We start from the raw sequence: 23,184 nt of genomic DNA, 5'->3' as shown, positions 1-23,184 counted from the left end.
GTACTTCAGATCAATAGTGGTCTGAGTCCAATCAGAAGCATTCTTGTTGATAGTTGCTTCAATCTTTCTTACCTTGTTGCTGGTAGTTACGGTTACATTTGCACTGTTGATGGTGCCTTCACCGGAAGCCGCGAAGATATCACCTAATTTGATGGTCTTCACATTAGAGCTGCCCGGATCAACAACATCGTGTGCCACGAAGTAGTAATCATCTTTTACGGTGAATTTTTCAACCGGAGCTTTTTCGGTTACAGTTACGGTTGCTTCTGTAGTTTTGGAGTAGTTGTTATCCTTAATGGTAACCTTAGTTTCCCCTGCACCTACAGTAATAGAGGTACTTGCCCAGTTAGCTGCATCTACAGTTTTAGAGGTAGAGCCTACTGTGTAAGTTACAGTTCCTGCAATATATTTGCCGTTAGAAGAATGTGCAGCGAAGATGTCACCTAAAGTTAAGGTTTTGGTTGCACCTGCGTCAACTTCGTAAGACAGATCGGATTTCGCAGTCCATTTGGTAGCTGTTGACGGAGCAGTCAATTTAACGGTTGCAGTGGTTTCATTACAGTAATTGTCATCTTTAATCTTAACAGTTACAGAGGTTACACCGCCGGGGATAGATACAGAAGTACTTGCCCAGTTTGCAGCAGATACAGTTTTTGCAGTAGAGCCGATGGTATAGGTTACAGTACCGCTAATGTACTGACCATTGGTAGTATCTTCTCCGAAGATTGCACCTAAGGTAGTGGTTACTTCCTGTGCTTTCCAGGTTGCCTGTGTATGCTTGATAGAGGAGCCTACAACAGTAAATTTAGTTACGGGTTCTGCATCATTTAAAGTAATAATTGCGCTTGCAGGTTTACTGTAGTTATTATCTTTAACAGTTACAGTATATTCACCTGCAGTTCCGGGTACGGTGATAACACCATTGGAATAGCTTCCGTTACCGGATACGGTTACGGTCAGAGTTCCAATATAAGTACCGGAAATTTCACTAAACAGATCAGTGAAGTTGAAGGTCTGATTCTGACCTACAGTTGCAATCGTCAGATTACGGGAAACATTGGTAGTGTTCCATTTCTTCACGGTTGCGGGAGCAGTTAACTTCACATAACCGGTTGCAGTGTTACAGAGGTTGTTATCATTGATAGTAATGGTAACAGTTTCGTTAACACCACCGGGAACAGTGATAGTTGCATTTGCCCAATCGCTTGCTTTTACGGTGGTAGCCTTGCCTGCGATAGTAACGGTGATGTTACCGGTTACTACATTGGTACCGGTGAAGATATCACCCAGTTTTACGGAAACTGCTTTAGCATTTAAGGTTGCTAAAGTATGCTGAACAGTTACAGTAGTACCGGTGAATTTATCAACCGGCTGTTTTTCATTTACGGTAACAGTTGCGGTGTAAACATCGGTACAGAACAGGTCGTCAACGATGGTAACAGTATGAGTACCTACTGCAAAGTTAATAGAGGTATTTGCCCATTCTGCAGCAGTTGCATTGTAGGATTTTCCACCCACAGTGTAAGTTACAGTACCAACTTTGTAATTGTTCTGTAAGGTGAAGATATCGCTCAATTTCAGAGATTTGGTTGCACCGGGATCCACTTCGTAGCTTAAGCCGGTATTTGCTTTCCATTTAATAACCGGGTTCGGATTTACGATTCGAATGGTTGCGGTTGCAGGTTTGCTGTAGAAGTCATCAGTAACGGTTACTTTGTACTCGCCTGCAGAACCGGGAACGGTTACCGCACCGGTGGACTGATTAATAGTTACCACATCAGAAGGACTTACAGTAATTTTTCTGCCTTTAATCTGACTTTCAGCAACCTTGGTATCAAATAAACCGTTGAAACTGATGGTTTGTGCAGTACCGTAAGTTGCTAAAGTTAAGTTGGTAATATTAGTTTTGCCAACCCATTTATCAACAGGATTGGGAGCGTTCAGAGTAACAGTGGTAGTAGCGGTGTTACAGTTAGCGCCATCGGTAATGGTGATGGTGTATGCATCAGTACCGGTTAATACTACAGGAGTATTAGCCCAGTTTGCAGTGTCAACAGTTGCATTGATACCGTTTACGGTAACAGTTGCGCTGTTAATTTCTGCGCCTTCAACGGTGCCGAACAGTTCACCTAAGGTGGTTTCGATACCGCTTTCGATAGTGGTTAAGTCGTGAGTTAAGGTTACTTCTTTACCAACGAATTTATCCACTACAAGGTCTTCGGGTTTTACCAATCTGATAGCCCAGAAGGAATAACCGTTTGCAGGGTCATTGTTTTCCACGATAAAGGTATGGTTACCTTCTTCTAAAGTGATTTCGCCGATGGTATGCCAGTTACCTGCAATCAGGACAGCTTCATTGTTGGAATTGGGGATTGCCAATTCTCTACCATCAGTATGGGTAAAGGTAATACCATTACCATATACTTTACCATATTCGTTGGTATCGAGAAGAATTGCTTGTAATACATAGGTATCATCTTCGGGAACACCAATCTTGAAGCTGAACCAACCATCGTTATCAGCAGTATGAACTGTAATCATGTTGGATCCTGCATTCGGTAATGCGATCATTCCGCCGCATTCAGCAACATGTTTTACAAATGCTTCGCCATCATCAATGATGCTGGGCAATGTGTCTTCTACATCCACAACGATAGTGGTGGGAGTACAGAAGTAGTAGTCAGTGATAGTGATTTCCACTTTACCATAGCCGGTGAAGTTGATGGTGGATTTCGTCCAGTCATCGTTCACGTTGATGGTTGCATTTGCGGTGTTACCCTCGTAAATTACAGGAGATACAGCTACCTGTACATTTTCAGTAACAACGTCAACGCCGTTATCAACCACTTTGAACAGGTCACCAACGGTTAAGCTGGTTCCGGTATTCACAGAAGCTACATGTTTAGATTCAAATTTCACAACAGAATCTGCAACAACTCTGTCTAAGATAGTGATGCCTTCAAATGCGTAATCTTCGCCGTTATAAACGGGGATATTTTTTACGCCCCAGCCATCGCCCTGGAATAACTGGTTGAAGGGCAGATAATAATGCTGACGGTCTTCTTTTAAGTCGTTTAATTCGCCGTCACCATTTAAGTCGAAGGTTTCATATCCTGCATCTTCGTGTTTCCAAACTGCACCATTTAAGAAATGGTAACAGGTTGCATTTTCGGTGGAATGCTCGCCATTTACTACCACGTAGTTTGCACGTCCGGAAGCAGGAACAGTTCCGGTAGTACCGTCAAGGTAAGTAATGGTAGTACCGTTAACTTCTTTCACTTCAGTCAGACGGCTGAACTGATGATCGTGAGTATAGGATGCTAAAGAGTTATCAACTAATTCACAGTAGTAGTAATTGTTCCAATCACCAAAGTGAACGGTACAATCTTTTGCGGTGATACCGGTCAGATCAGGAACGGTATAACCTTTTTCATCGGTTGTACTTTTTTCAACAGTACCAATCATCATACCTGCATAACGGTACCAGTAGTACTGATAGTTACCACAAACGTCGTTGTAAACGTCGATCTGTGCAGCAACGTGACAGTTTTCGAAAGAAACGCCACAGTTACTATCGGGGTAGTATCTACCCATAATACCTGCGCAGGCAACGTCCCAGGATCCCCACAGAGCGGAGATTTTGTTGGTGTTGTCTACAGTGATATTTCTAAAGATAATGGGGGTATTTGCAATGTCGGTTGCGTCTTGAGAGTACCAGCCGCCGCTACCAACAATACCGCCGTTACCAATATTGTAAACCTGAGGATTACAGTTGGTAAGTGCGATATTTTCAAATACAGCACTTCTGCCATTCCAGCTTTCAGCGTAGGAAGCGATAACACCGGTAGTGGTGATTTCACCAACAGAGATGAAATTATCAACGGTTAAGTTTTTAATGGTACCGCCGTAAACTTTACCGAAAATACCCATACCGTCACGATAGTGCTGTTCCTGGGGAGTGTACCAATTGTGGTCACCTTTCATAATCCAGGTGGTCTGGAAAATGTTTGCAATGGTGTGGCCATTACCGTCGAAGGTACCTTCAAAAGGTTTCATTCCGCTGGTGATGGCGGTGCCGGATTTGGGGTAAGTCCCTTCGGTGTTGTAATAACCAACAGGATAGAACACGTCGCCCGGCTGATCGTTGGGTTCAGCAACAGCTATGCCACCGAAGTCCAGGTCAGCAATCAGTTTTACGGTTTTGCCTAAGAAAGTATCTTCTTTCTGACCGTTCATACCACCAACGATTGCAGAGAAACCTGCCATCTGGTCAGCGTTTGCAATTTCAAAGGTAGTTTTATCTGCACTATACCAGGAATAGTCGTATTCACCATTCCATACTTTGTCATTGGTAGCCAGTAATGCGATTTCGGAGAAGTTTGCCAATGCAACTGCAATGGTACCGTCTGCCGGATCGTATGTAAACTGGTTATGTTTTACTAAGTCTGCTTTGGTTTCTACTTCTTCCATGGGAACAGCTACGCCGTCTTCAACATGGAATAAGCTTAAGTTACCTTTGTTGTAACCGGGTTCGGTTGCTTCTTTTAAGGTAACGATGATGGGAGTGGTGTTCTCTTCGGAAACGCCTTCCACATGAACGTCCATAGCGGACAGAGTTTCGTTTGCACCTGCTTCCACGCCACTTTCAGAATTTTCTAAAGCGGTGGTGGTTAAGGTTAATTCGGTTACACCTTTATTTAACAGAACGCCTGCAGGAACTTCTGCAGTTACATTACCATAGGTTAACACCTGTGCTTCTTCGGTAATGTTCTGCTGCTGTTTGAAGGTGTAGGATTCGCCGATTACATAGTATGCACCGTTATTGGACGGATGATACAGTCTTAATTCTAATTTTGCTTCCACATCGGGGTTAGCAGCTAAGAAGCTATCGGAGAATTTGATACCGCAATCAAAGTCTTTTACGGTTTCTACCACATCACGGAAAGTAATGTTTGCGCCATACAGACCTAATACGCTTACTGCTTCATTTGCAGCGATAGCGGTTTCGGTTGCAGGCATTTTTACAAATTCGGGACCAAATTCATCATACTGACCTGCAAGGTAAGCATCTTTGGTGCCGTTTGCATTTAAGGTTAAATCCTTATTTACAGTCAGAACATAGTCTGCTTTCCAATCAGCATATGCGGATAACTGACCGTCAGTTACTTCATTAGCAGAGAAGTTCAGCGCGTAGTCTAAACCTAATTCTTCTGCATTCAGTACAGTTACGGTAGTGGTGGGCAGAGTGCAGGTGAATTCATAAGTTTCACCAATTAAGTAAGATTCTGCTTCATTTAAAGGATTATACATTCTCAGTTCCAGAGTTACGTGTAAATCCGGATTTGCTTCTAAGAATTCCTGAGTGAAGAATACACCGCAATCGAAGTCTTTTACTCTGTCGAACACTTCCTGACAGGTATACTTCAGACCGGGTTTGCCATAGGTCTGAGCACCGGTTTCCATAATCTTTAACGGAGTATTAGCCGCTAAGGTTACGTCTTTTTTCGGTACCTGTACCCATGCAGGGCTCCAGGAATCATACTGACCTGCCAGGTAACCGTCTGCAGTGCCGTCTAAATTAAAGGTAACGTCTTTGTTCACCTTTAATTCGAAGTCTGCATACCAGTTGCCGTAAGCTAACAGTTGAGCTTCGGTTACAGGATCAGCTTTGAAGTTCATTGCAAAGGTCAAGGGAACCTCGGTAATTTCTCCTACATTCAGAGAAGATACAGTTGCAGTGGGACGAGGAATTTCTGCACTACGGCTGATTACGCCGGGGAATTTCAGGAGAGGTTTGATGGTATCTACTCCTGTCCATGCAAAAATTTTAATAATATCGGTATCGGCTACCGAAATCTCGGGAGTTGTGTAGGTTACACTTGCTCCGATAGTAGATTCAACAGGAACGATAGATTCCACTTTTGTCAGTTTACCGTTTGCTGCATAATGAGAAACGATAACGGAAGCGTTATCTTCGTAACGTCCTGTGAAAGTTGTGGTTGCGTAGATGCTGGTTACACCATCAAGTGACGTAATCTGTTCGTCATTCAATGCATTGTAAAACACGGTAGTGTTTACCGCTGCAGATGCAGTAAATGCAGTCAGCATACCAACCACAAGGGTCAGCGCGAGAAGAAGACTAAAAAACTTCTTCATACGTTGGCACTTCCTTTCTTAAATTTTGTATATTTTTTATTTTTTTGCAAGTTAAAAATCTCGTGATACAGACAATGCACCACGATATACTATCCTATTGTTTAACAAGTATATCATTTATTTCCAAACTTGTCAACACTTTTTCAAAGATTTTTATACAATTATATTATATAATACATAATTTTAAAAATAAACATTATTCCTTGACAGTTTTTCTCTGTTATGATACAATATTTTTAATTAAATTTCTAATCTTCGAGACCAGATTATTTTTTTAGAAAACGAAGGTGAAAACTTATGAATATTACTGTCGCCATTGATTCTATGAAAGGAAGTCTTTCCACCTTTCAGTCGGGAGATGCAATCGCTGAAGGAATCCAGCGTGTCATTCCCGATGCAACAGTAACCGTTTGCCCCATTGCAGACGGCGGCGAAGGCACTGTGGAAGCCATTGTATCTGCAACTTGTGGAACATGGGTAGAAACAACCGTAAAAAACCCCTTAGGACTTCCGGTAACCGCAAAATACGGTATTAACAATCAAACCGCCATTATGGAAATGGCATCAGCCTCCGGCATCACGTTGATTTCGGAAGAAGAACGAAACCCATTACATACCACAACCTACGGCGTGGGTGAAATGATTTATGATGCAATCCAAAAAGGCTGTCGCAAATTTGTGATAGGCATAGGCGGAAGCGCCACCAATGACGGTGGTATCGGGATGCTTCAAGCGCTAGGATTTGAGTTTTTCAATCAAAAAGGTGAACAGGTTCCGTTTGGTGCCAAAGGATTGTCCGAAATTGTTGCCATCCGTACAGAGAATGCTTTAAAAGAACTTGCCGAATGTGAATTTTGTGTAGCGTGTGACGTAACCAATCCTCTTTGCGGAGAACGGGGCGCCAGCGCAGTATACGGTCCCCAAAAAGGTGCTACTCCCGAAATGGTGATTCAAATGGATGGTTGGTTGAAACAGTATGCTAAGTTAACCAAATCACTGCTCCCCTCCTCTGATGCAAACTATCCCGGTGCAGGGGCAGCAGGCGGGCTTGGGTTTGCTTTTCTTTCTTATTTGAATGCAAAACTGGAATCCGGCGTGGATATGGTTATCAGAGAAACAGGTCTGGCAGAAAAAATCAAAGATGCTGACTATGTGATTACCGGAGAAGGACGATTAGACGGGCAGTCCTATCAGGGCAAAGCACCCATTGGTGTGGCAAAACTGGCAAAACAGTTTGGAAAAACCGTGATTGCGTTTTCCGGCTGTGTGACTGAGGATGCCAAAATTTGCAATGACCACGGTATTGATGCGTTCTTCCCCATTGTGAGAACTCCCTGCTCTTTGGCAGATGCAATGAATGTGGAAAATGCCTACCGAAATTTAGCAGACACTGCAGAACAGGTATTCCGTTTGATTACGGCTTGTAGGTAACATAAAAAAAGGTGAACAAGTTGTTCACCTTTTTTTCTTTTTTTACCACTTATTTCTTTTCTCTTGCAAAAGTTTTGGCAAATAACCGTTCTGCATTGAATCTGAAGATATTTGCCTTATCTTCGTTGGAAATCTGAGCATATTCAATTCTGCCACGCTGGAATCCCGAGGAATAACCATCTGTTCCATATAAAATTTTATCAGATCCCACACGATTCACAATATATTCTACTCCCACATTGCAATAACTTGCAGAACCGGAAGTATCTGCCCACACATTGCCATGTTTTGCCTGCTCAATAGCATCTGCATAAGCTCTGCCTAACCAGGAGCACATATGTGCTACGAGAAAAGTAACATCGGGATATTTGTCTGCATGAGGCAAAATCCAGGTGGCACTGTCTTCCGGATGAATCTGCACAACGGCACCAAAATCAGAGGCAAAGGAGAAAATTTTGTCCCCAAATTCCGCTAAGGTATAGTTATGTTCTTTGGGATGTAATTTAATGCCCACGCATTTTCCGTTGTTGAGCATTCTTTTTGCCTGCAGGAAGCTATTTTCGTTACGGGGATCAATTACTACCCACTGATACAGATAGTCCACTTCCTGAGATAAATTCCATAAGTAATCATTTTCAGACTCCACCATCTCTGCGTTGCATACCGCTTCCATGGTAGAAATAAAAATTTTATCCGTATTGGCAGCAGAAGCAACCTTCCAACTGGTTTCCAAATCGTTTAATTGCATCTCATTATCATATTTCGGGAAATGAAAAATATGATTGTGAGCATCAATCGCCTTGAGGTTTCTCACATCATTTAAATCCATAATACTCTCCTTTCGCACTTTGCGAAGTATTCTTTTTTCACTATATCACACCATCAAAAAAAATGCAACCCTTTCCAAAAAAATGGAAAAATTATTTACTTTTTCATTTTTTTGTATTATACTGTAAACAAGAACTTGTAAAAAAGGTGGTGATTGATTTGTTTGAAGCAACCATAAACGAAAGTCTTTCTTTCCCGTTTTCGGAAGAAATTCTGCTTTCTGAATTGTTAAAACGGGCAGGAGAAATCATTTCCATGCCTTGCGGACAAAACGGCACCTGCGGAAAATGCAAGGTAACTGCAATCGGAAGTCTCTCCCCACTTACCGAAAAAGAAAAAAGTATTCTCACAGAATACGAAATCGCAAATCATATTCGTTTGGCTTGTCAGGCAAAGGCAACAGGAAATGTCACGATTACGGCTGAAACCTTAGCCCCTGTGGTGGAAATCGACTTCTCTTGGGAAAATTACCCTATCACCTATGATTACACCGACGGTTTAGTGATTGATATCGGAACCACTACCATCGCTGCCATTTTATATAAAAATAAAAACATTGTCAAAAAAATTACTGAGGAGAATTATCAAACCGCCTACGGTGCCGATGTAATTTCAAGAATTGCTTTTGACAAAGAACACCCCAACCTGCTCTCTAATCTGTTGCAAAAACAGATTTCAGAAATCATTACCCAATGCAACACCCCTGAAAATATCGTGATTGTTGCCAATACAGTAATGCTTCATTTTTTAACGGGACAAGATGTTTCTCCTTTGGGAGAAGCACCTTATACTCCCACCGATTTTTTTGGAAAAGAATATTCCATTAGCGGAGCAACTTGTTATCTTGCTCCATGCATTGCTGCTTTTGTGGGGGCAGATATCACCGCAGGAATTTTAGCATCCCGTATGGCAGAATCCAAAGAAACTGCAATGCTTGTGGATTTAGGAACCAATGGAGAAATCGCCTATTTTGACGGCTCTACTCTTTCCACCGCCTCCACAGCGGCAGGTCCCGCCTTTGAAGGAGCTGGTATCTTTATGGGGATGCCTGCCAAACCGGGTGCCATTGACCGCGTATGGATAGAAAACAGCGAAATTTTCCATCACGTAATTGGTGATGCAATCCCACGGGGAATTTCAGGAAGCGGAATTGTGGATGTGTTGACGGTGATGAAAACAATTGACATCTTAGATGAAAGCGGATGTCTCATTGAAGAACACCCTCTCTGTCAAAGAGATCACCACGGAAAGCCCTGCTTTCGGATTCCCAATAGCGATGTAATGATCAGAGCGTCGGATATCCGCAAACTGCAACTGGCAAAAGCGGCAATCCATGCGGGAATGCTCACCTTGGCAAATCGAGTAGATACCTTATATTTATCCGGTGGTTTTGGTTCTAAAATCAATTCCAGAAATGCAGAAGAAATTGGTTTATTGCCAAAAAACTTTGCCAAAACTACAAAAGCATTGGGCAATACCGCCCTCTTTGGTGGCACATTAGCACTGTTTTCAAACGATGCTCGAAAGAAAATGAACGAGCTATCAAAAAAAGCCAAAACAATTGCCTTGCATCAAAATCCTGATTTTACCGAAATATATATTGAAAAAATGTGTTTTTAAAAACAAAAAATACGGAGTGAAATTCACTCCGTATTTTTTTTATTCCAATTAATTTAAAATATACACATTCATGGTTCTTCTACCGAACTGCATACATTCGGAATAGGTATCCATAAACAAATCAATACGATTGCCTTTAATTGCTCCCCCGGTATCCCCTGCAACAGCACAGCCGTATACATAAGAACCATCGGGCGATTCAATATAAAGTTTGGTTCCTAAAGGAATTACCTTAGGATCCACCGCAACTACACCGCGTTGCGCCATCATACCGGATGCAGTAATACCATAGCCTCTGTCTCCGGGGCGTTTTCCACAGCTTTCATAGCTTAAATCATAAGCAGAAGCCTCCATGGGAATCATACGGGCGCCTTCCAGGCTTGCGCGGTCAATACTACCACGATAACCAATCGGCGGAATGTAAGTGCCGATTTCCACCACTCGGTTTACAGGTGCTTTTACTACAACTTCATCAACCTGAACTTCGTGAATCACTTCACCGTTTCTCCAAATACGATGATAATAGATTTCCTTCACACCGTTTTCACCTTCGGTTTTCACTCGTTCGGTTCCTTTTTCCAAACGGTTATTTTCCACGGAAACAGATTCGAAAGGAACATCTTCGCTGAGAATTACCACTTCTGTTTCAGCTTTCGCCAAAACAATGCAACAATCCTTGGTCAAGGTAGTATCCAAAGACGGAGTTACTAAATCGAATTCTCCTAAAACAACACCATTCTCTTCCAAGAAATCACCTACGGTTGCTGCCGTAGTCAAGAACTGTGTTGTTGTACCATTTACTTCGAACTCTACGGGAATCGCACGATCCACGTGGAGAACCTGACCATTGTACGCTTCATCATAACGGTTCGCTGAAATTTTATCTTCTTTTTTCAGCTCAATATCCGCTTTCTTCAGAACGTCATCTACGTTCTTGCCATACACAAATACTTCTTCCTGTTCTCCGTTCATATCAATCACAACAGATTTCCCAAAACAAGTAGCGGAAAACAGAATAATCATAACTGCAACCGTTAAAAAGAAGGTGCATACCATAAGTCGTGACTTGGCAGTGCCGGCCCGTTTCTGAGCCATTGCTGTGTTCATCAAAATAAATTTCCCCCTATTTTTTTATTAGCCGTTTTCTTCCCGATTATTTCATTCAGATTTGGGAAAGATGGTATGGAAGAATTGTTACAAATCCATTACATCATAAAAGCCGATTTTTTTGTCAAAACCTGCCTTCAAAACAGCCCTTTATTTTTTTCGGATTGTTCCCATAATAACACAAAAATGCCCATTTGTCAAGCTTTTTCGGACATTTGATAGTTTTTTGACGAATTCCGACGAACAAAAAATCCGCCCGATTCCGCTAACCGTAAGGGATTACGCTTTGTAAAAAAAATTTAATTTTTTTCGTTATTTTTGCTATTTTTTATAGTTATTTATATACAAAATTGACAATTTTTATACTTGGTTTCAAAAAATAAACAAACCGTAAAAAAGTTAAAAAAATTGCATTTTAATCTCCAACAAAAAAAGTATTTCATACATGAAAAATTCTATTTTCCGATATAAAATTACAGCATTTTTTTGCAGAAAATTGTATAAAAAACTCACTTTGAAATAGATCTGTCAGGGCTAAAATGATACAAAAATCTCCGAAAAAAGCCTTTATTTTTCTCTGAAAAAATATAAAAAAACAGTGTTTTTTTCACAAAAAAAGCTCACAAAAATTAAAATTTGTGAGCTTTTTATGAAGAAAACAATCCATTGATTCAATTTTTAATGGCTTTTTGACTCGACAATGTGAGCAATTTTTTACTCTTCATCATCCTGACAACCATGGTCATGTCCACAGCTTCCGCAACAGCCTGTACATCCGCCACCGGGGATTTCACGACCTGTTTTCACATAATAATCCTGAATAGCAGCCTTGATAGCTTCTTCCGCCAACACGGAACAGTGAATTTTTGCCGGTGGCAACCCTTCTAACGCTTCCACAACCGCCTGATTGGTAACAGCAAGCGCTTCTTCTAAGGTTTTGCCGATAATCATTTCAGTTGCCATACTGCTGGTTGCAACCGCTGCACCGCATCCGAAGGTCTTGAATTTTGCGTCTACAATCACATCATTCTCTACTTTTAAGGAGATTTTCATAATATCTCCGCATTTGGCATTTCCAACCTGTCCAACCCCGTCAGCGCCTTCCAAATCGCCCACATTGCGGGGATTCTGAAAATGATCTAATACTTTTTCTGTATACATATATATATGCTCCTTTCTTATTATTGTTCCAAAGACATGTCATAAATAGGAGACATCAGTCTTAAACGATGCACGATTTCCTGCAATTTAGAAACTGTGAAATCCAGTTCCTCCTTGGTAGTTTTCGACGATAATGTCAAACGCAGAGAACCGTGTGCAATTTCGTGGGGCAATCCTAACGCTAAAAGCACGTGGGAAGGATCTAAAGAGCCTGAGGTACAAGCAGAACCGCTAGAAGCACAAATACCGTTAATATCCAACATCAAGAGCAAGGATTCCCCCTCAATATAACGGAAGCAGAAATTCACGTTATTCGCTAATCTGCGCTCTCTGTGACCGTTAAACTTGATATACGGAATCTTTTCTTCAATTTGTGCAATCAGATAATCTCTTAATTCTTTGATTTTTGCTTGCTTGTCGGACAAATTGGCAACTGAAATTTCCAGAGCTTTTGCTAATCCCACAATGCCTGCCAGATTCTCGGTACCGGCACGTTTGGAGCGTTCTTGCGCGCCACCGTGCATAAAAGGATCAATTCTTAATCCCTTTCTCACCAACAGTGCACCAACACCTTTGGGCCCGCCAAACTTATGAGCCGACAGAGATAACATGTCAACACCTAATGTTTGAAAGTCAATCGCTTCTGCGCCAACTGCCTGAACAGCATCGGTGTGCATACAAATGCCATGTTCCTTGGCAATCTTTGCGATTTCAGCAATGGGTTCAATGGTACCAACCTCATTATTTGCATACATCACGGAAATTAAAATCGTAGTATCTTTGATAGCGTTTTTCACATCTTCCAAGGAAACAAGTCCTGTTTCATCCACCGAAAGGTATGTCACTTCAAATCCGTTTTTCTCCAAATATTCGCAGGGGTGCAAAATTGCGTGATGTTCAATTTTAGTGGTAATAATATGATTGCCTTTTTTGCGGTTTGCCATCGCATAACCTTTGATGGCCCAGTTATCCGCTTCGGATCCGCAACCTGTAAAATAAACTTCATTCGGTAAGCAGTTTAAGATATTTGCCACAGAAACTCTGGCTTCTTCCAACAAAACCTTGGCATCCTGACCTACATGATATACGGAAGAGGCATTTCCATAGGTGTTTTTCATCACCTCTGCCATAGTATCTATCACCTCGGGATGCATGGGTGTAGTTGCTGCATGATCCAGATAAATTGTATTCGTCGGACGATTCATCGTCACCCTCCTCCTTACTGTGTAAAAAAAGACCGCTGAACAGACATTCATTTCAGCGGTCTTCTCATCGTTTTCGTATAGATTTAATCGGTTATTTTACCGTCTCTATTCCACTTCTTTGATACTGATGGTTCTGGTATGCTGAGTATGGAACCATTCTTTTTTGTTCTTCTTGGCTACGCCGATAAATGCGATAGGCAACCAAGTGTAGGTAAAGAATAAGTACGGAACATAATAAACCACTGTTTTGATTGTCAATTTCTTTTCTAACCATAAAATGGCGGGAACATACGCAAGCTGTCCATAATACAGCAAACTCCAAAACAACGGAGAACCGAAATCTGCAAACGAGAACCAGATTTTAGTGTTGGGATACCAACTCTGAACAACTCCCATTACTGCTGTAACCGCTAAAATCATCATCAGAAGCGGCTGCAACAAATAAATGATACAATCGATGTAACGAAGTTTTCCTTCTTTAAAGAAGCTTTTCCCCAACTTCGGAACAAAACGGGATGCAACATCTGCATGCCCCTGAGTCCAACGGATTCTCTGTTTCCAGGACTGAGATAAAGTCAAAGGTTTTTCATCATAAACAATCGCTTTTTCTGCCCAGCCAACCATAATATGATTCTGAAGAAGCTTCATGGTGAATTCCATATCTTCCGCCAGACAGTTTGCACCCCAACCGAATTCTTTGATAATCTCGGTTTTCAAAGCAAAACCGGTACCGTTTAACTGATTGGGAAGTCCAACATTGTATCTTGCAGTCTGATAAATTTTGTTCATCAAACCAAAGGTAATCGCGTAAGATGCGGTAACCCAAGTATCGTAAGGGTTCTTGGTTTCGATATAACCCTGAACAGCTTCGTATCCCTGGCAAAGACGTTTGTTGATTTCATTTAAAAATTCGCCGTGAGCAATGTTATCCGCGTCAAAAACACAAATTGCATCGTATTCTTTTTCGCCACTTAAAATTTCGTTAAACGCCCAGTCTAATGCGTAGCCTTTACCGCGATGGGTTTCGTTGAAACGCTCCAGTGCAATCGCACCCGCTTCTCTTGCGATATCTGCGGTTTTATCAGTACAGTTATCTGCAATTACGTAAATATCATACAAATCATTATCGTAATTTAAAGCGGTTAAACTTTCCACCATGTTTTTAATTACGCTTTGCTCGTTGTGAGCAGCTACCACCATAGCAAAGGTGTGTTTTTTATCAACAACAAATTCTTTCTCTTTTCTGGGAAACCATGCGAAGAGGGAAACAATAAAGTGGTACCCTGTAACAACATACGCAAAAAGCTGAATCAAAAAACTCAGAGCGATAAAAATAGGTTGCATAACGATGTTCTCCTTCAGTATACTTTCTATGTACTACAACTCCCTTTATCAGGGCATTTTTTTACCTATATAAATATAGCACAACCCCTTTGAAAATGCAAGTGATTTTTGCAAAAAAAAGCAGAATTTCAGGATTTTTTTTCGGGGTCATGTCAAAATGAATAGAAATTTCAAAAAAACTATAGACAAATTGTGCATTTTATTGTATAATCGGTAAAGTGACACTGTCATAATCTATTATAAGACTATGACAATGATGCAAGAAACTTTTGTATTTTACGAAATGTTTTGACGAAACACGGACCGTTTTGTTCCAAAATATTTCCAAAATATTTTAAGAAAAAATGTGACGATTGAATAAAGGATTCTGCAATGGCAACCAAATCAGTTTTTGTGTGTAATGAATGTGGATATGAAAGCTCCAAATGGCTGGGCAAATGCCCCGCCTGCGAATCATGGAATACTTTTTTTGAACAAAAGATTGCCAAAACCAAACAAAGCACTTTAACCACTCTTCGGGAACCGCAAAAAAGCGAAGTTATCGGTCAGGTGGATTTAACCCCTGTGCCCAGAATGGATTCCGGTTTTTCAGAGTTGAACCGTGTTCTTGGCGGTGGAATTGTTCCCGGCTCGGTTTGTTTGCTTGGCGGAGATCCCGGTATCGGGAAGTCCACACTGTTACTTCAGATTTGCAGTCATCTTGCCAAAGACGATCAACGGGTGCTTTATGCGTCAGGCGAAGAATCTAAAACCCAAATCAAGATGCGTGCCATTCGTCTGAACGCCTCAGAAAGAGATATTTTTCTCTATTCTGAAAATGAACTGAATTCTATTATGCGTGAAGCAGAGGCAGTAAAACCCGGTATTCTGGTGGTGGATTCTATTCAAACAGTGTATACCGAAGATACACAATCTACCCCCGGAAGTATTAGTCAGGTGCGAGAATGCACCATGCGTCTGATGCGCTATGCAAAAGAAACTAATACCTGTGTGTTCATTGTGGGTCATATGACCAAAGACGGTATGATTGCAGGTCCCAAAGTGCTGGAGCATATGGTAGACTGCGTACTTTACTTTGAAGGAGAAAAAAATTCTGCATACCGCATTATCCGTTCCAATAAAAACCGCTTTGGCTCTTCTAATGAAATTGCCGTGTTTGATATGTTATCCGATGGGCTCTCCGAAATTACAAATCCCTCAGAGTTGTTTATCGGAGGCCGTGTAAACGGTGTGTCGGGTAGTGCGATTGCCTGCACGCTGGAAGGTAGCCGTCCCATTTTAGCAGAAGTACAAGCTTTGGTTGCCAAAACAGCATACAACAACCCCAGAAGAACGGGTACAGGAATTGATTCTAACCGCTTACACTTGATTTTAGCGGTATTGGAAAAACGGGCAGGACTTGGTTCTCTCCCTCAATCAGACGTTTACGTGAATATCACCGGCGGACTTGTTGTATCCGAACCTGCCTGCGACCTGGCAATTGCCATGGCGATTGCATCCGGTGTAAAAAATATGCCGTTACTCTCTGATTGTGCCGTTTTCGGTGAAATTGGATTATTGGGAGAAATCCGCTCAGTCAGCGGAATTGAAAAACGAATTTCTGAGGCAGAAAAACTTGGTTTTTCCAAGTGTATTCTCCCCTATCATAACTATACATATATAAAGGTATCTGATTTCAAACTGGAACTGATTCCCGTCAAAAGTGTGTTAGATGCCTTCCAAAAAGGATTTTCTTCACAGGATAACGATTAAAGAAAGGATCACGCCGTTTTGATGGACGAAAAAGAATTAATCAGACAATTGAAAAACGGCAATGAAGAAGCTTTTAACGAACTGGTTTCACGCTATTCGAAAAAGCTTTATTACCTGTGCTTAAAAATGTTGCAAAATGAAAAAGACGCCGAAGATACTGTCCAAACCGTCTTTTTAAAAGCCTACATGAGTCTATCAAAATTCGAAGAAAAATCCAGCCTTTCCACCTGGCTTTACCGCATCGGTGCAAATGTTTGTACCGACGTGCTCAGAAAACGAAAAAAAGAAACTGCCACTTCATTATATGCAACCGGTGCAGATGAAGAAGAATATACCTTAGAAATTCCGGACGAAAAAGAAAATGTGGAAAAAGCAGTTTTAGAAAAAGAGAGAAAAGAAGCACTATATCAAGCCATCAACACCTTAAAACCAAAACAGAAGCAGCTCATTGTGCTAAGGGATATCGAAGGACTTCCCTACGAGGAAATTGCTGAAATTTTAAATATGAATACCGGAACTGTAAAATCCGGTATCAACCGTGCCAGAAAAGCACTGCTTGAAAAATTACAAAAAAATACGGAACTTTTCTTGTAATGCTTCGTCTAAAACATCGAAATAGGCATTACATATACAATCATCAAAATGAGAAGGAGGGATAAATTTGAAGTGTAATCACATTGTTGAGCTCTTTGACAGTTACTTAAAAGGCACAGCAACACCGCAAGAGTCTTCAGCGTTGGAACAACATATTGCAACTTGCGAAACCTGCAGAAAACAGTTGGAGCTTTACCGTATATTCTTTGCAGATGTCAACATCGAAAATGATTTTCCCGTTCCTCCTCAGTTGGATGCCAAAATTAAATATGCCGTTTATCAGGCAAAATCAACTAAGAAAGTCCCTTTCTGGCAGAATAAACGAATTCTTTCCGCTGCTACGGCTTGCGCTTTCTTGTTTGTGGTTGGTATCTTCGGTGCATCTCGTTACAGTAAAATAAAAGAAGCTGCGCAAGTTTCTAATCCGCAGTTGGTACAAACAGCAGATTTTTCCACAGGAGAAACCGACAGCAATGATGTTGTTACCGCTGAACCTGAGGACGTTGCACAGATTCCAACACAGGAACAAATTTTAAACGATGCAGCCGCTTCTGAGAAAACGATTCCCGAAGAAAGCAACAATGCTAAACCACAAAAGGAAGAAAAGGTTTCTCCGAAAGCAACTGAAAAACCGAAGAGCAGCTCAAAAGTTGTAGCCGAAAGTGCTCCCAAAGCAACCCCGAAACCGAACAACACACAAAAAACTGCATCGGCAGATACAAACACCGCAACAAAAGCAGCACCCGATGTAAATACCAAGGTTGTAGCAACTGAAGCTGCGGATACACCGAAAACTGTTTCGGAAAAAGCAACCGATTCTGCAATGGCCTTGGAATCTGGTACCAAAAAAGCGCTATCTCCTACACCGCATCCTACACCGCAATCCACGCAGAAGCCTATGGATGCAACCATTTACTCCGCAAGAGGAATTACCCAAGAAAACACAGAAACAGATAAAAGCATTGTAATCGCAGACCAATGGAAAGAACCTATCCTGGCAAACTTCCCCCACCAAGCAATCTCAAACGATACCTATCTTGTTACCATCACCAAAACAGAATTGGAAGCAGTGCTGGGATATCCCACCGATGCAAATGCCGGTCAATCGCAATTGACATTACAATTTGATTCACCTGACCAATAAGAACCCGACCCGATGACGCAATCAAAGATTGCGGTCGGGTGCCCCGGAACCTTGTTGTATTCACAATAAAAAAACCGTGTCTTAAGACACGGTTTTTTTATCCGTAAAATTTTTCACACATCATTTCTTTTCTCATATATTAATGGTGAAGGGTGCAAAACACCACCCCAAAAATTATGAAAAAGAGGGATTTGTTATGCAATTATTCAGAGGTTGTAGAGAAGACGGATGTAAAGATAACACCATTTTATGGTTTATCATTCTGTTTGTACTGTTATTCTTCTGCGGCGGTTGTGGCGATACCAGAAATACCAACAACTGCTGCGACTAATCCATAAGTAATCAAAAAACCGAAAAGGAGTGCACACCATGAACGGCTTATTTTCCAATGACTGTTGTCAGAGTAACCCTTGTTGCGACAATACCTATCGCAACTGCTGTGATAACAATGATAACTGGCTTACCATCATCATCATTATTGCAGTGATCTTACTGTTCTGTTTCAATAACTAACCAAACGAAAAAATCCCTGAAATCAAATGATCTCAGGGATTTTTTTCGTTTATTTACTTTCTTTTAAAATAGGTAGCATTAGAATGTCCTATCACAACATCATCCATATAATAATTGCCGTATAAAACAAACTCGTCGCCGTTTAGTTCGTAATCGTAAATCTGTTCGCCATCGCCACCGATTACCGTAACACAGCTGATTTTCGTGTCGCTTAAAATCTCGTAGGTTGTAACATATTTCCCTTCGGCACATTGGAAAATACCATCTTCTGTAAAAATGTGTTCTGAGCCTTCATAAAAATACTCGTCTACCCACTGCTGTGCCAACCATTTTAAAGGACCGTCATAAATGTCATTTTTCACAACCACCCAAGTACCGACGATTCCTTCCCGAACCTCCTCTAGAGAACCGGCAGAACCTGTCGGAATATCTTCTTCCCCTTCGGGAGTTCCATTAAGATCGATTGCTCTGTGAAGCACCGTGGCAACTTCCGCACGGGTAATGTTATTTTTAGGTAAAAATGTGCCATCGGGATATCCGTTGATAATACCCTCTGCCGCCACAGCGGCAACCGCTTGCTGATATTGTGTATCAATGTCAGCCGCATCGGTAAAGTTTATGGTGGTAACAGGAGCTAAATTTTTGGCAACATAAATGGCATATGCCACTTCTTCTCTGGTTGCAGCTCTATCGGGATAAAACGACAGCATCGGCACGATAAAATAATTGTGGGTTTGGGTTACATAAGGGTAGAACCAATCGGTCATCTCAACATCCATATATAATGTCCAACCATTTTCGCCGAATTGCATATACAACAGTTTTGCCAGTTCCGCACGGGTCACATTGGCATCAGGACGAAAGGTTCCGTCCTCATAACCATTGATGACACCTTTTTCTACCAATTCACTCACATGAGGATATGCCCAGTGGGTTTCGTCCAAATCGGTAAAACCTGCAGCAAACACAGTGCCGGAAAGCATCAACAACACTAACAACAAAGAAACGATTTTTTTCATAATGATTGAATCCTCCTGATAGGTAAGTTATATTCATTATAACACAACTGACAAAAAAGTCAATAAAAATCCCTGAAATCAAATGATCTCAGGGATTTTTCTTTTAAAAAATGAGCAAAACTGTAAGCCGGGTTCTGTATTTGACAGTCATCTATCTAGGATAACCATTGCTGATTACCTCAAGCCACAATTCGCACAGCCGAGCAAGCTATGGTGCAGTCTTGTGTTGCTTCGGGTGGGGTTTACACGGCCAACCTGTCTCCAGGTTGCCGGTGAGCTCTTACCTCGCCTTTTCATCCTTACCATCCAAAAAGAATGGCGGTTCTTTTCTGTTGCACTTTCCTTAGAGTTACCTCCACCGGCCGTTAGCCGGCACCCTTGCTCTGTGAAGCCCGGACTTTCCTCACGGAAGAATTCCAAAGAACCCTTCCCCGCGACTGTCTGTTTTACTCATCGGGTACTATGATAACACAGCACCATTCGTTTGTCAAGAAAATCGTTTACAGTTTCACCTTCATGACAATTTTCTGAACCGGTTCACTAACGCCGCCAAATGCCACGCAAGGTCTGTGAGCATCATTGGGCAGAAGCACCACAAAGCAGCCGGGAGTTAAGGTTAATTGGGATGCATTTTCATCCACCTTGTAGAAAGCGGCATCCCAATCTTCCCGATAAGCATCGGTTAATTCAGATTTTTCGATATCGTTCACATACATTGTTTCTTTGCCGGACACGATAAACTGAATATCCACATATTTTTCATGAGCTTCCATTTTGCCGTCTTCGGTTAAGGTATTGTATGCCTGAACCGATGCAAATAAAGCATCTCCGTCAATTTCGTGTTTGCCCGGTTCCGGGAATTTTTTCATGGCATCCTTTAAAAAAGAAAAAGCTTTTTCATAGTTAGGATGCAGTTTATAGTACTGTTCACAATTTGCAATGGTATCAAAAATCATAGTTAATCTCCTATCTTACGGACGCAATCCCATACCGCCTTCTAAGGTCAGGGTTTCTCCGTTTAAATATTTAAAATCAGGATTTGCCAGCTGCACACAAACTCTGCCGATTTCGGTTTCGGGGTCACCAAAATGACCTGCAGGAGGCATATGCACATTTGCTTTAAATGCATCGGGGTATGCTTTTTCAAAGTTTTCCAGCTGAGCGGTCCAGGCAAGGGGACAAACTACATTGGTGTTGATGCCGTCTTTTGCCCATTCGGTTGCTGCCACACGGCTTAAACCACGGATTCCTTCTTTGGCAGCCGCATAGGAGCACTGTCCGTAATTACCGAACAATCCTGCGCCGGATGCAAAGTTCACGATGGAACCTTTGGTCTCTTTTAAATAAGGATAGCAAGCTTTCATATAATAGAAAGTGGCATACAGGCCGGAATACATTGCTAAATCAAACTGTTCGGTAGTGTGATCCTGGATGGTTACGCCGGATGCAGAGGCTTGGGCATTATTGATTAACACATCAATTCTGCCGAATTCCTCCATGGCTTTTTCTGCCACCATTTTGGCAGTTGCTTCATTGTCGCTTCCCGCAGAAATATCTGCCTGCAAAGCCAATACTTTAATGCCGTATTTTGCTTCCAGTTCTTCTTTTGCTTTTTCTAATTTTGCTACATTACGGCCGGTGATTACGATGTTTGCACCTTCTTTTGCATAAGCGGTTGCAATACCGTAACCAATGGAGCCGCATCTGCCGTCAGATAACACAGCATATCCTGCTCCTGTGATAATCGCGGTTTTTCCAGTTAAAAATCCCATAGCAATTCTCCTTTTCGCATTTTTATATCCTATTATTCTTTACATATTTGCTTTATAGCAGGGAAATAAACAGCTCCATTTGGTAACTTGCCTCAAAGATTTTATTCTGCAGTTTTTTTGCAAGTGTTCCTCCGTTGTGATTTCCCTTATTTCCACAAATCCAATTTCAAAAATTTGCCCATCAGTTCGTAGCCGTTTTCAATATGGAAACCAGTTTCTTTAGCATTGTCTTCATTGTATAAATTGCCTTCCGCTTCTTTTTTGCTATAATAAGCAAAGAACGGAACGGGTGCTCTGTCATGAGTTCCCGTAGCAATGGGAGTGGGATGGTCGGGTGCTACCAAAATAGCAAAATCTTCTCCACATCCCTCTAAATAACGACAAACAGGACCGATTACTTTTTCATCAATCAACTCAATTGCCAGTTTTTTATTATCTGCTTCAAAACGATGTCCGCATTCGTCGGGTGCTTCCATATGCACATAAACAAAATCGTCACCCTCTTTTAAGGCATCAATACATGCCTTGGCTTTTCCATCAAAATTGGTATCAATATTTCCGGTCACATTTTCCACTTCAATGGAGCGCATTCCCGTTAAAATACCAATCCCTTTGATTAAATCCACAGCACTGATCACAGAACCCTTTACGCCGAATTTATCATAGAAGCTGTCCATTTTCGGACGTTTGCCTTCTCCCCATACCCAGATGGAAGATGCAGGTTTCTTGCCTTGTTTGATTCTTTCCAGATTATAGGGGTGATTTTTCAAAAATTCATAACTTTTTTTCATCAAAGAAAGAATCTCTGTATCTTTGGGCAGATATTCTTTTATCGAGCGTTTGGAAATATCGTGAGGAGGAATCAACTTTCCTTCCACCTTTTTATCAGATAACACCAAAAGGTGACGATACGATACCCCTGCATAGATTTTGGTTTTTTCATCATTTAACACAGAAGTCAAATCTTCGATAAGTCTCTTTGCGTCAGCAGTTTTGATTTCTCCTGCACTATAATCCTCCATAATCAGATCTTCGTATTCTCCTTCTCCCGAAAGTGTTACCAGATTGGCACGGAAAGAAGTTTCGTTGTCTGCTAAAGTAACGCCGATACTTGCCGCTTCCAGCGGAGAACGGCCTGTGTAATACAAATTGGAATCGTACCCCATTACCGACAAATTACATACGTCACTTCCGGGTGACAAATGGTCGGGTACGGTTTTCAAGGTACCTAAGATGGCTTTCTTTGCATATTGGTCCATATTGGGAGTATTTGCTGCTTCTAAAGGTGTTTTATTCCCAAAATTCTCCAGTTTTACATCAGCCATCCCATCACATAAAAATACCACATATTTCATATTGCTTCCTCCATACGGTTGTATCAAATTCACTGTCAAGCAATGTTATGTTTCTTTGTGGCTTTATTGTAACATATTATCTCGATTTTTTCAAGTTATTTCAGATGATTTTCCCGAGAATAGACTGTATTTTTTTGAAATAGGAAAAAAACTCTTGCATTTTTTTCACAATAGTTTATAATG

The 23,184-nt window shown here is 41.4% G+C and carries 15 protein-coding genes and 1 other RNA gene; 5 read left to right on the top strand and 11 right to left on the bottom strand.

Annotation, left to right across the window (positions count from 1 at the left end; translation table 11 throughout):
• The coding region (locus E7413_04110) for a hypothetical protein (protein MBE7019043.1) at positions 1-6,156 on the bottom strand (6,156 nt) is incomplete at its 3' end.
• A gap of 297 nt (positions 6,157-6,453) precedes the next feature.
• Between E7413_04110 and E7413_04105 the strand changes: the two genes are divergently transcribed.
• The gene (locus E7413_04105) at positions 6,454-7,587 is read left to right on the top strand and encodes a glycerate kinase (GenBank protein ID MBE7019042.1); all 1,134 of its coding nucleotides are present in this window, start codon (positions 6,454-6,456) and stop codon (positions 7,585-7,587) included.
• A 49-nt stretch (positions 7,588-7,636) separates the two neighbouring features.
• On the opposite strand, the gene E7413_04100 is transcribed toward E7413_04105, so the two are convergent.
• On the bottom strand, positions 7,637-8,416 hold the full coding sequence (locus E7413_04100; GenBank protein ID MBE7019041.1) for a hypothetical protein: 780 nt from the start codon (positions 8,414-8,416) through the stop codon (positions 7,637-7,639).
• 62 nt (positions 8,417-8,478) lie between these two features.
• Here E7413_04100 and E7413_04095 point away from each other — a divergent pair, with 62 nt between their 5' ends.
• Entirely contained in the window at positions 8,479-10,035 is a 1,557-nt protein-coding gene (locus tag E7413_04095; protein MBE7019040.1) for a DUF4445 domain-containing protein, read from the top strand.
• A gap of 48 nt (positions 10,036-10,083) precedes the next feature.
• Here E7413_04095 and E7413_04090 read toward each other — a convergent pair whose 3' ends face one another.
• The 4 genes from E7413_04090 to E7413_04075 form a co-directional block, all read right to left on the bottom strand.
• Positions 10,084-11,145: a DUF348 domain-containing protein gene (locus E7413_04090; protein ID MBE7019039.1), complete on the bottom strand. Its 1,062-nt coding sequence runs from the start codon at positions 11,143-11,145 to the stop codon at positions 10,084-10,086.
• 711 nt (positions 11,146-11,856) lie between these two features.
• A complete protein-coding gene (gene nifU, locus E7413_04085; protein MBE7019038.1) occupies positions 11,857-12,303 on the bottom strand; it encodes a Fe-S cluster assembly scaffold protein NifU in 447 nt (148 codons plus the stop codon).
• A gap of 20 nt (positions 12,304-12,323) precedes the next feature.
• The gene (gene nifS / locus E7413_04080) at positions 12,324-13,508 is read right to left on the bottom strand and encodes a cysteine desulfurase NifS (protein MBE7019037.1); all 1,185 of its coding nucleotides are present in this window, start codon (positions 13,506-13,508) and stop codon (positions 12,324-12,326) included.
• A 105-nt stretch (positions 13,509-13,613) separates the two neighbouring features.
• Positions 13,614-14,852 carry a glycosyltransferase gene (locus tag E7413_04075; GenBank protein ID MBE7019036.1) on the bottom strand — a complete coding sequence of 413 codons (1,239 nt, stop codon included), beginning with the start codon at positions 14,850-14,852 and terminating at the stop codon, positions 13,614-13,616.
• Between the two features lie 372 nt (positions 14,853-15,224).
• On the opposite strand from E7413_04075, the gene radA reads away from it, so the two are divergent.
• From radA to E7413_04060, 3 genes are all read left to right on the top strand, one after another.
• Complete coding sequence (gene radA / locus E7413_04070) at positions 15,225-16,604, top strand: DNA repair protein RadA (protein MBE7019035.1); 1,380 nt, start codon at positions 15,225-15,227, stop codon at positions 16,602-16,604.
• Positions 16,605-16,625: 21 nt separating this feature from the next.
• Positions 16,626-17,198, top strand: coding sequence for a sigma-70 family RNA polymerase sigma factor (locus E7413_04065; GenBank protein ID MBE7019034.1), 573 nt, complete (start codon positions 16,626-16,628; stop codon positions 17,196-17,198).
• Positions 17,199-17,259: 61 nt separating this feature from the next.
• Positions 17,260-18,342 carry a hypothetical protein gene (locus E7413_04060; GenBank protein ID MBE7019033.1) on the top strand — a complete coding sequence of 361 codons (1,083 nt, stop codon included), beginning with the start codon at positions 17,260-17,262 and terminating at the stop codon, positions 18,340-18,342.
• 566 nt (positions 18,343-18,908) lie between these two features.
• On the opposite strand, the gene E7413_04055 is transcribed toward E7413_04060, so the two are convergent.
• The 5 genes from E7413_04055 to E7413_04035 form a co-directional block, all read right to left on the bottom strand.
• Positions 18,909-19,874 carry an S-layer homology domain-containing protein gene (locus tag E7413_04055; GenBank protein ID MBE7019032.1) on the bottom strand — a complete coding sequence of 322 codons (966 nt, stop codon included), beginning with the start codon at positions 19,872-19,874 and terminating at the stop codon, positions 18,909-18,911.
• Positions 19,875-19,981: 107 nt separating this feature from the next.
• An RNA gene (gene rnpB, locus E7413_04050) (RNase P RNA component class A) lies at positions 19,982-20,327 on the bottom strand.
• 47 nt (positions 20,328-20,374) lie between these two features.
• Entirely contained in the window at positions 20,375-20,830 is a 456-nt protein-coding gene (locus E7413_04045) for a DUF386 domain-containing protein (GenBank protein MBE7019031.1), read from the bottom strand.
• 15 nt (positions 20,831-20,845) lie between these two features.
• Complete coding sequence (locus E7413_04040) at positions 20,846-21,646, bottom strand: SDR family oxidoreductase (protein MBE7019030.1); 801 nt, start codon at positions 21,644-21,646, stop codon at positions 20,846-20,848.
• Between the two features lie 146 nt (positions 21,647-21,792).
• Positions 21,793-23,001, bottom strand: a complete 1,209-nt coding sequence (locus E7413_04035) for a cofactor-independent phosphoglycerate mutase (protein MBE7019029.1) — start codon at positions 22,999-23,001, stop codon at positions 21,793-21,795.
• Between the last annotated feature and the right edge of the window lie 183 nt (positions 23,002-23,184).

The sequence above is a fragment of the Oscillospiraceae bacterium genome (assembly GCA_015068645.1).
Taxonomy (GTDB): domain Bacteria; phylum Bacillota; class Clostridia; order UMGS1840; family UMGS1840; genus SIG452.
Note: the sequence above shows the minus strand (reverse complement) of the source record. Positions and strands in the feature narration are given on the sequence as shown.

Excerpts from the sequence above, each read along its gene's own strand:
- radA (MBE7019035.1), top strand. The coding sequence starts at position 15,225 with ATGGCAACCAAATCAGTTTTTGTGTGTAATGAATGTGGATATGAAAGC.
- E7413_04035 (MBE7019029.1), bottom strand. The coding sequence starts at position 23,001 with ATGAAATATGTGGTATTTTTATGTGATGGGATGGCTGATGTAAAACTG.
- E7413_04075 (MBE7019036.1), bottom strand. The coding sequence starts at position 14,852 with ATGCAACCTATTTTTATCGCTCTGAGTTTTTTGATTCAGCTTTTTGCG.
- E7413_04095 (MBE7019040.1), top strand. The coding sequence starts at position 8,479 with ATGCAACCCTTTCCAAAAAAATGGAAAAATTATTTACTTTTTCATTTT.
- E7413_04045 (MBE7019031.1), bottom strand. The coding sequence starts at position 20,830 with ATGATTTTTGATACCATTGCAAATTGTGAACAGTACTATAAACTGCAT.
- E7413_04055 (MBE7019032.1), bottom strand. The coding sequence starts at position 19,874 with ATGAAAAAAATCGTTTCTTTGTTGTTAGTGTTGTTGATGCTTTCCGGC.
- E7413_04100 (MBE7019041.1), bottom strand. The coding sequence starts at position 8,416 with ATGGATTTAAATGATGTGAGAAACCTCAAGGCGATTGATGCTCACAAT.
- nifS (MBE7019037.1), bottom strand. The coding sequence starts at position 13,508 with ATGAATCGTCCGACGAATACAATTTATCTGGATCATGCAGCAACTACA.
- E7413_04040 (MBE7019030.1), bottom strand. The coding sequence starts at position 21,646 with ATGGGATTTTTAACTGGAAAAACCGCGATTATCACAGGAGCAGGATAT.
- E7413_04105 (MBE7019042.1), top strand. The coding sequence starts at position 6,454 with ATGAATATTACTGTCGCCATTGATTCTATGAAAGGAAGTCTTTCCACC.
- nifU (MBE7019038.1), bottom strand. The coding sequence starts at position 12,303 with ATGTATACAGAAAAAGTATTAGATCATTTTCAGAATCCCCGCAATGTG.
- E7413_04065 (MBE7019034.1), top strand. The coding sequence starts at position 16,626 with ATGGACGAAAAAGAATTAATCAGACAATTGAAAAACGGCAATGAAGAA.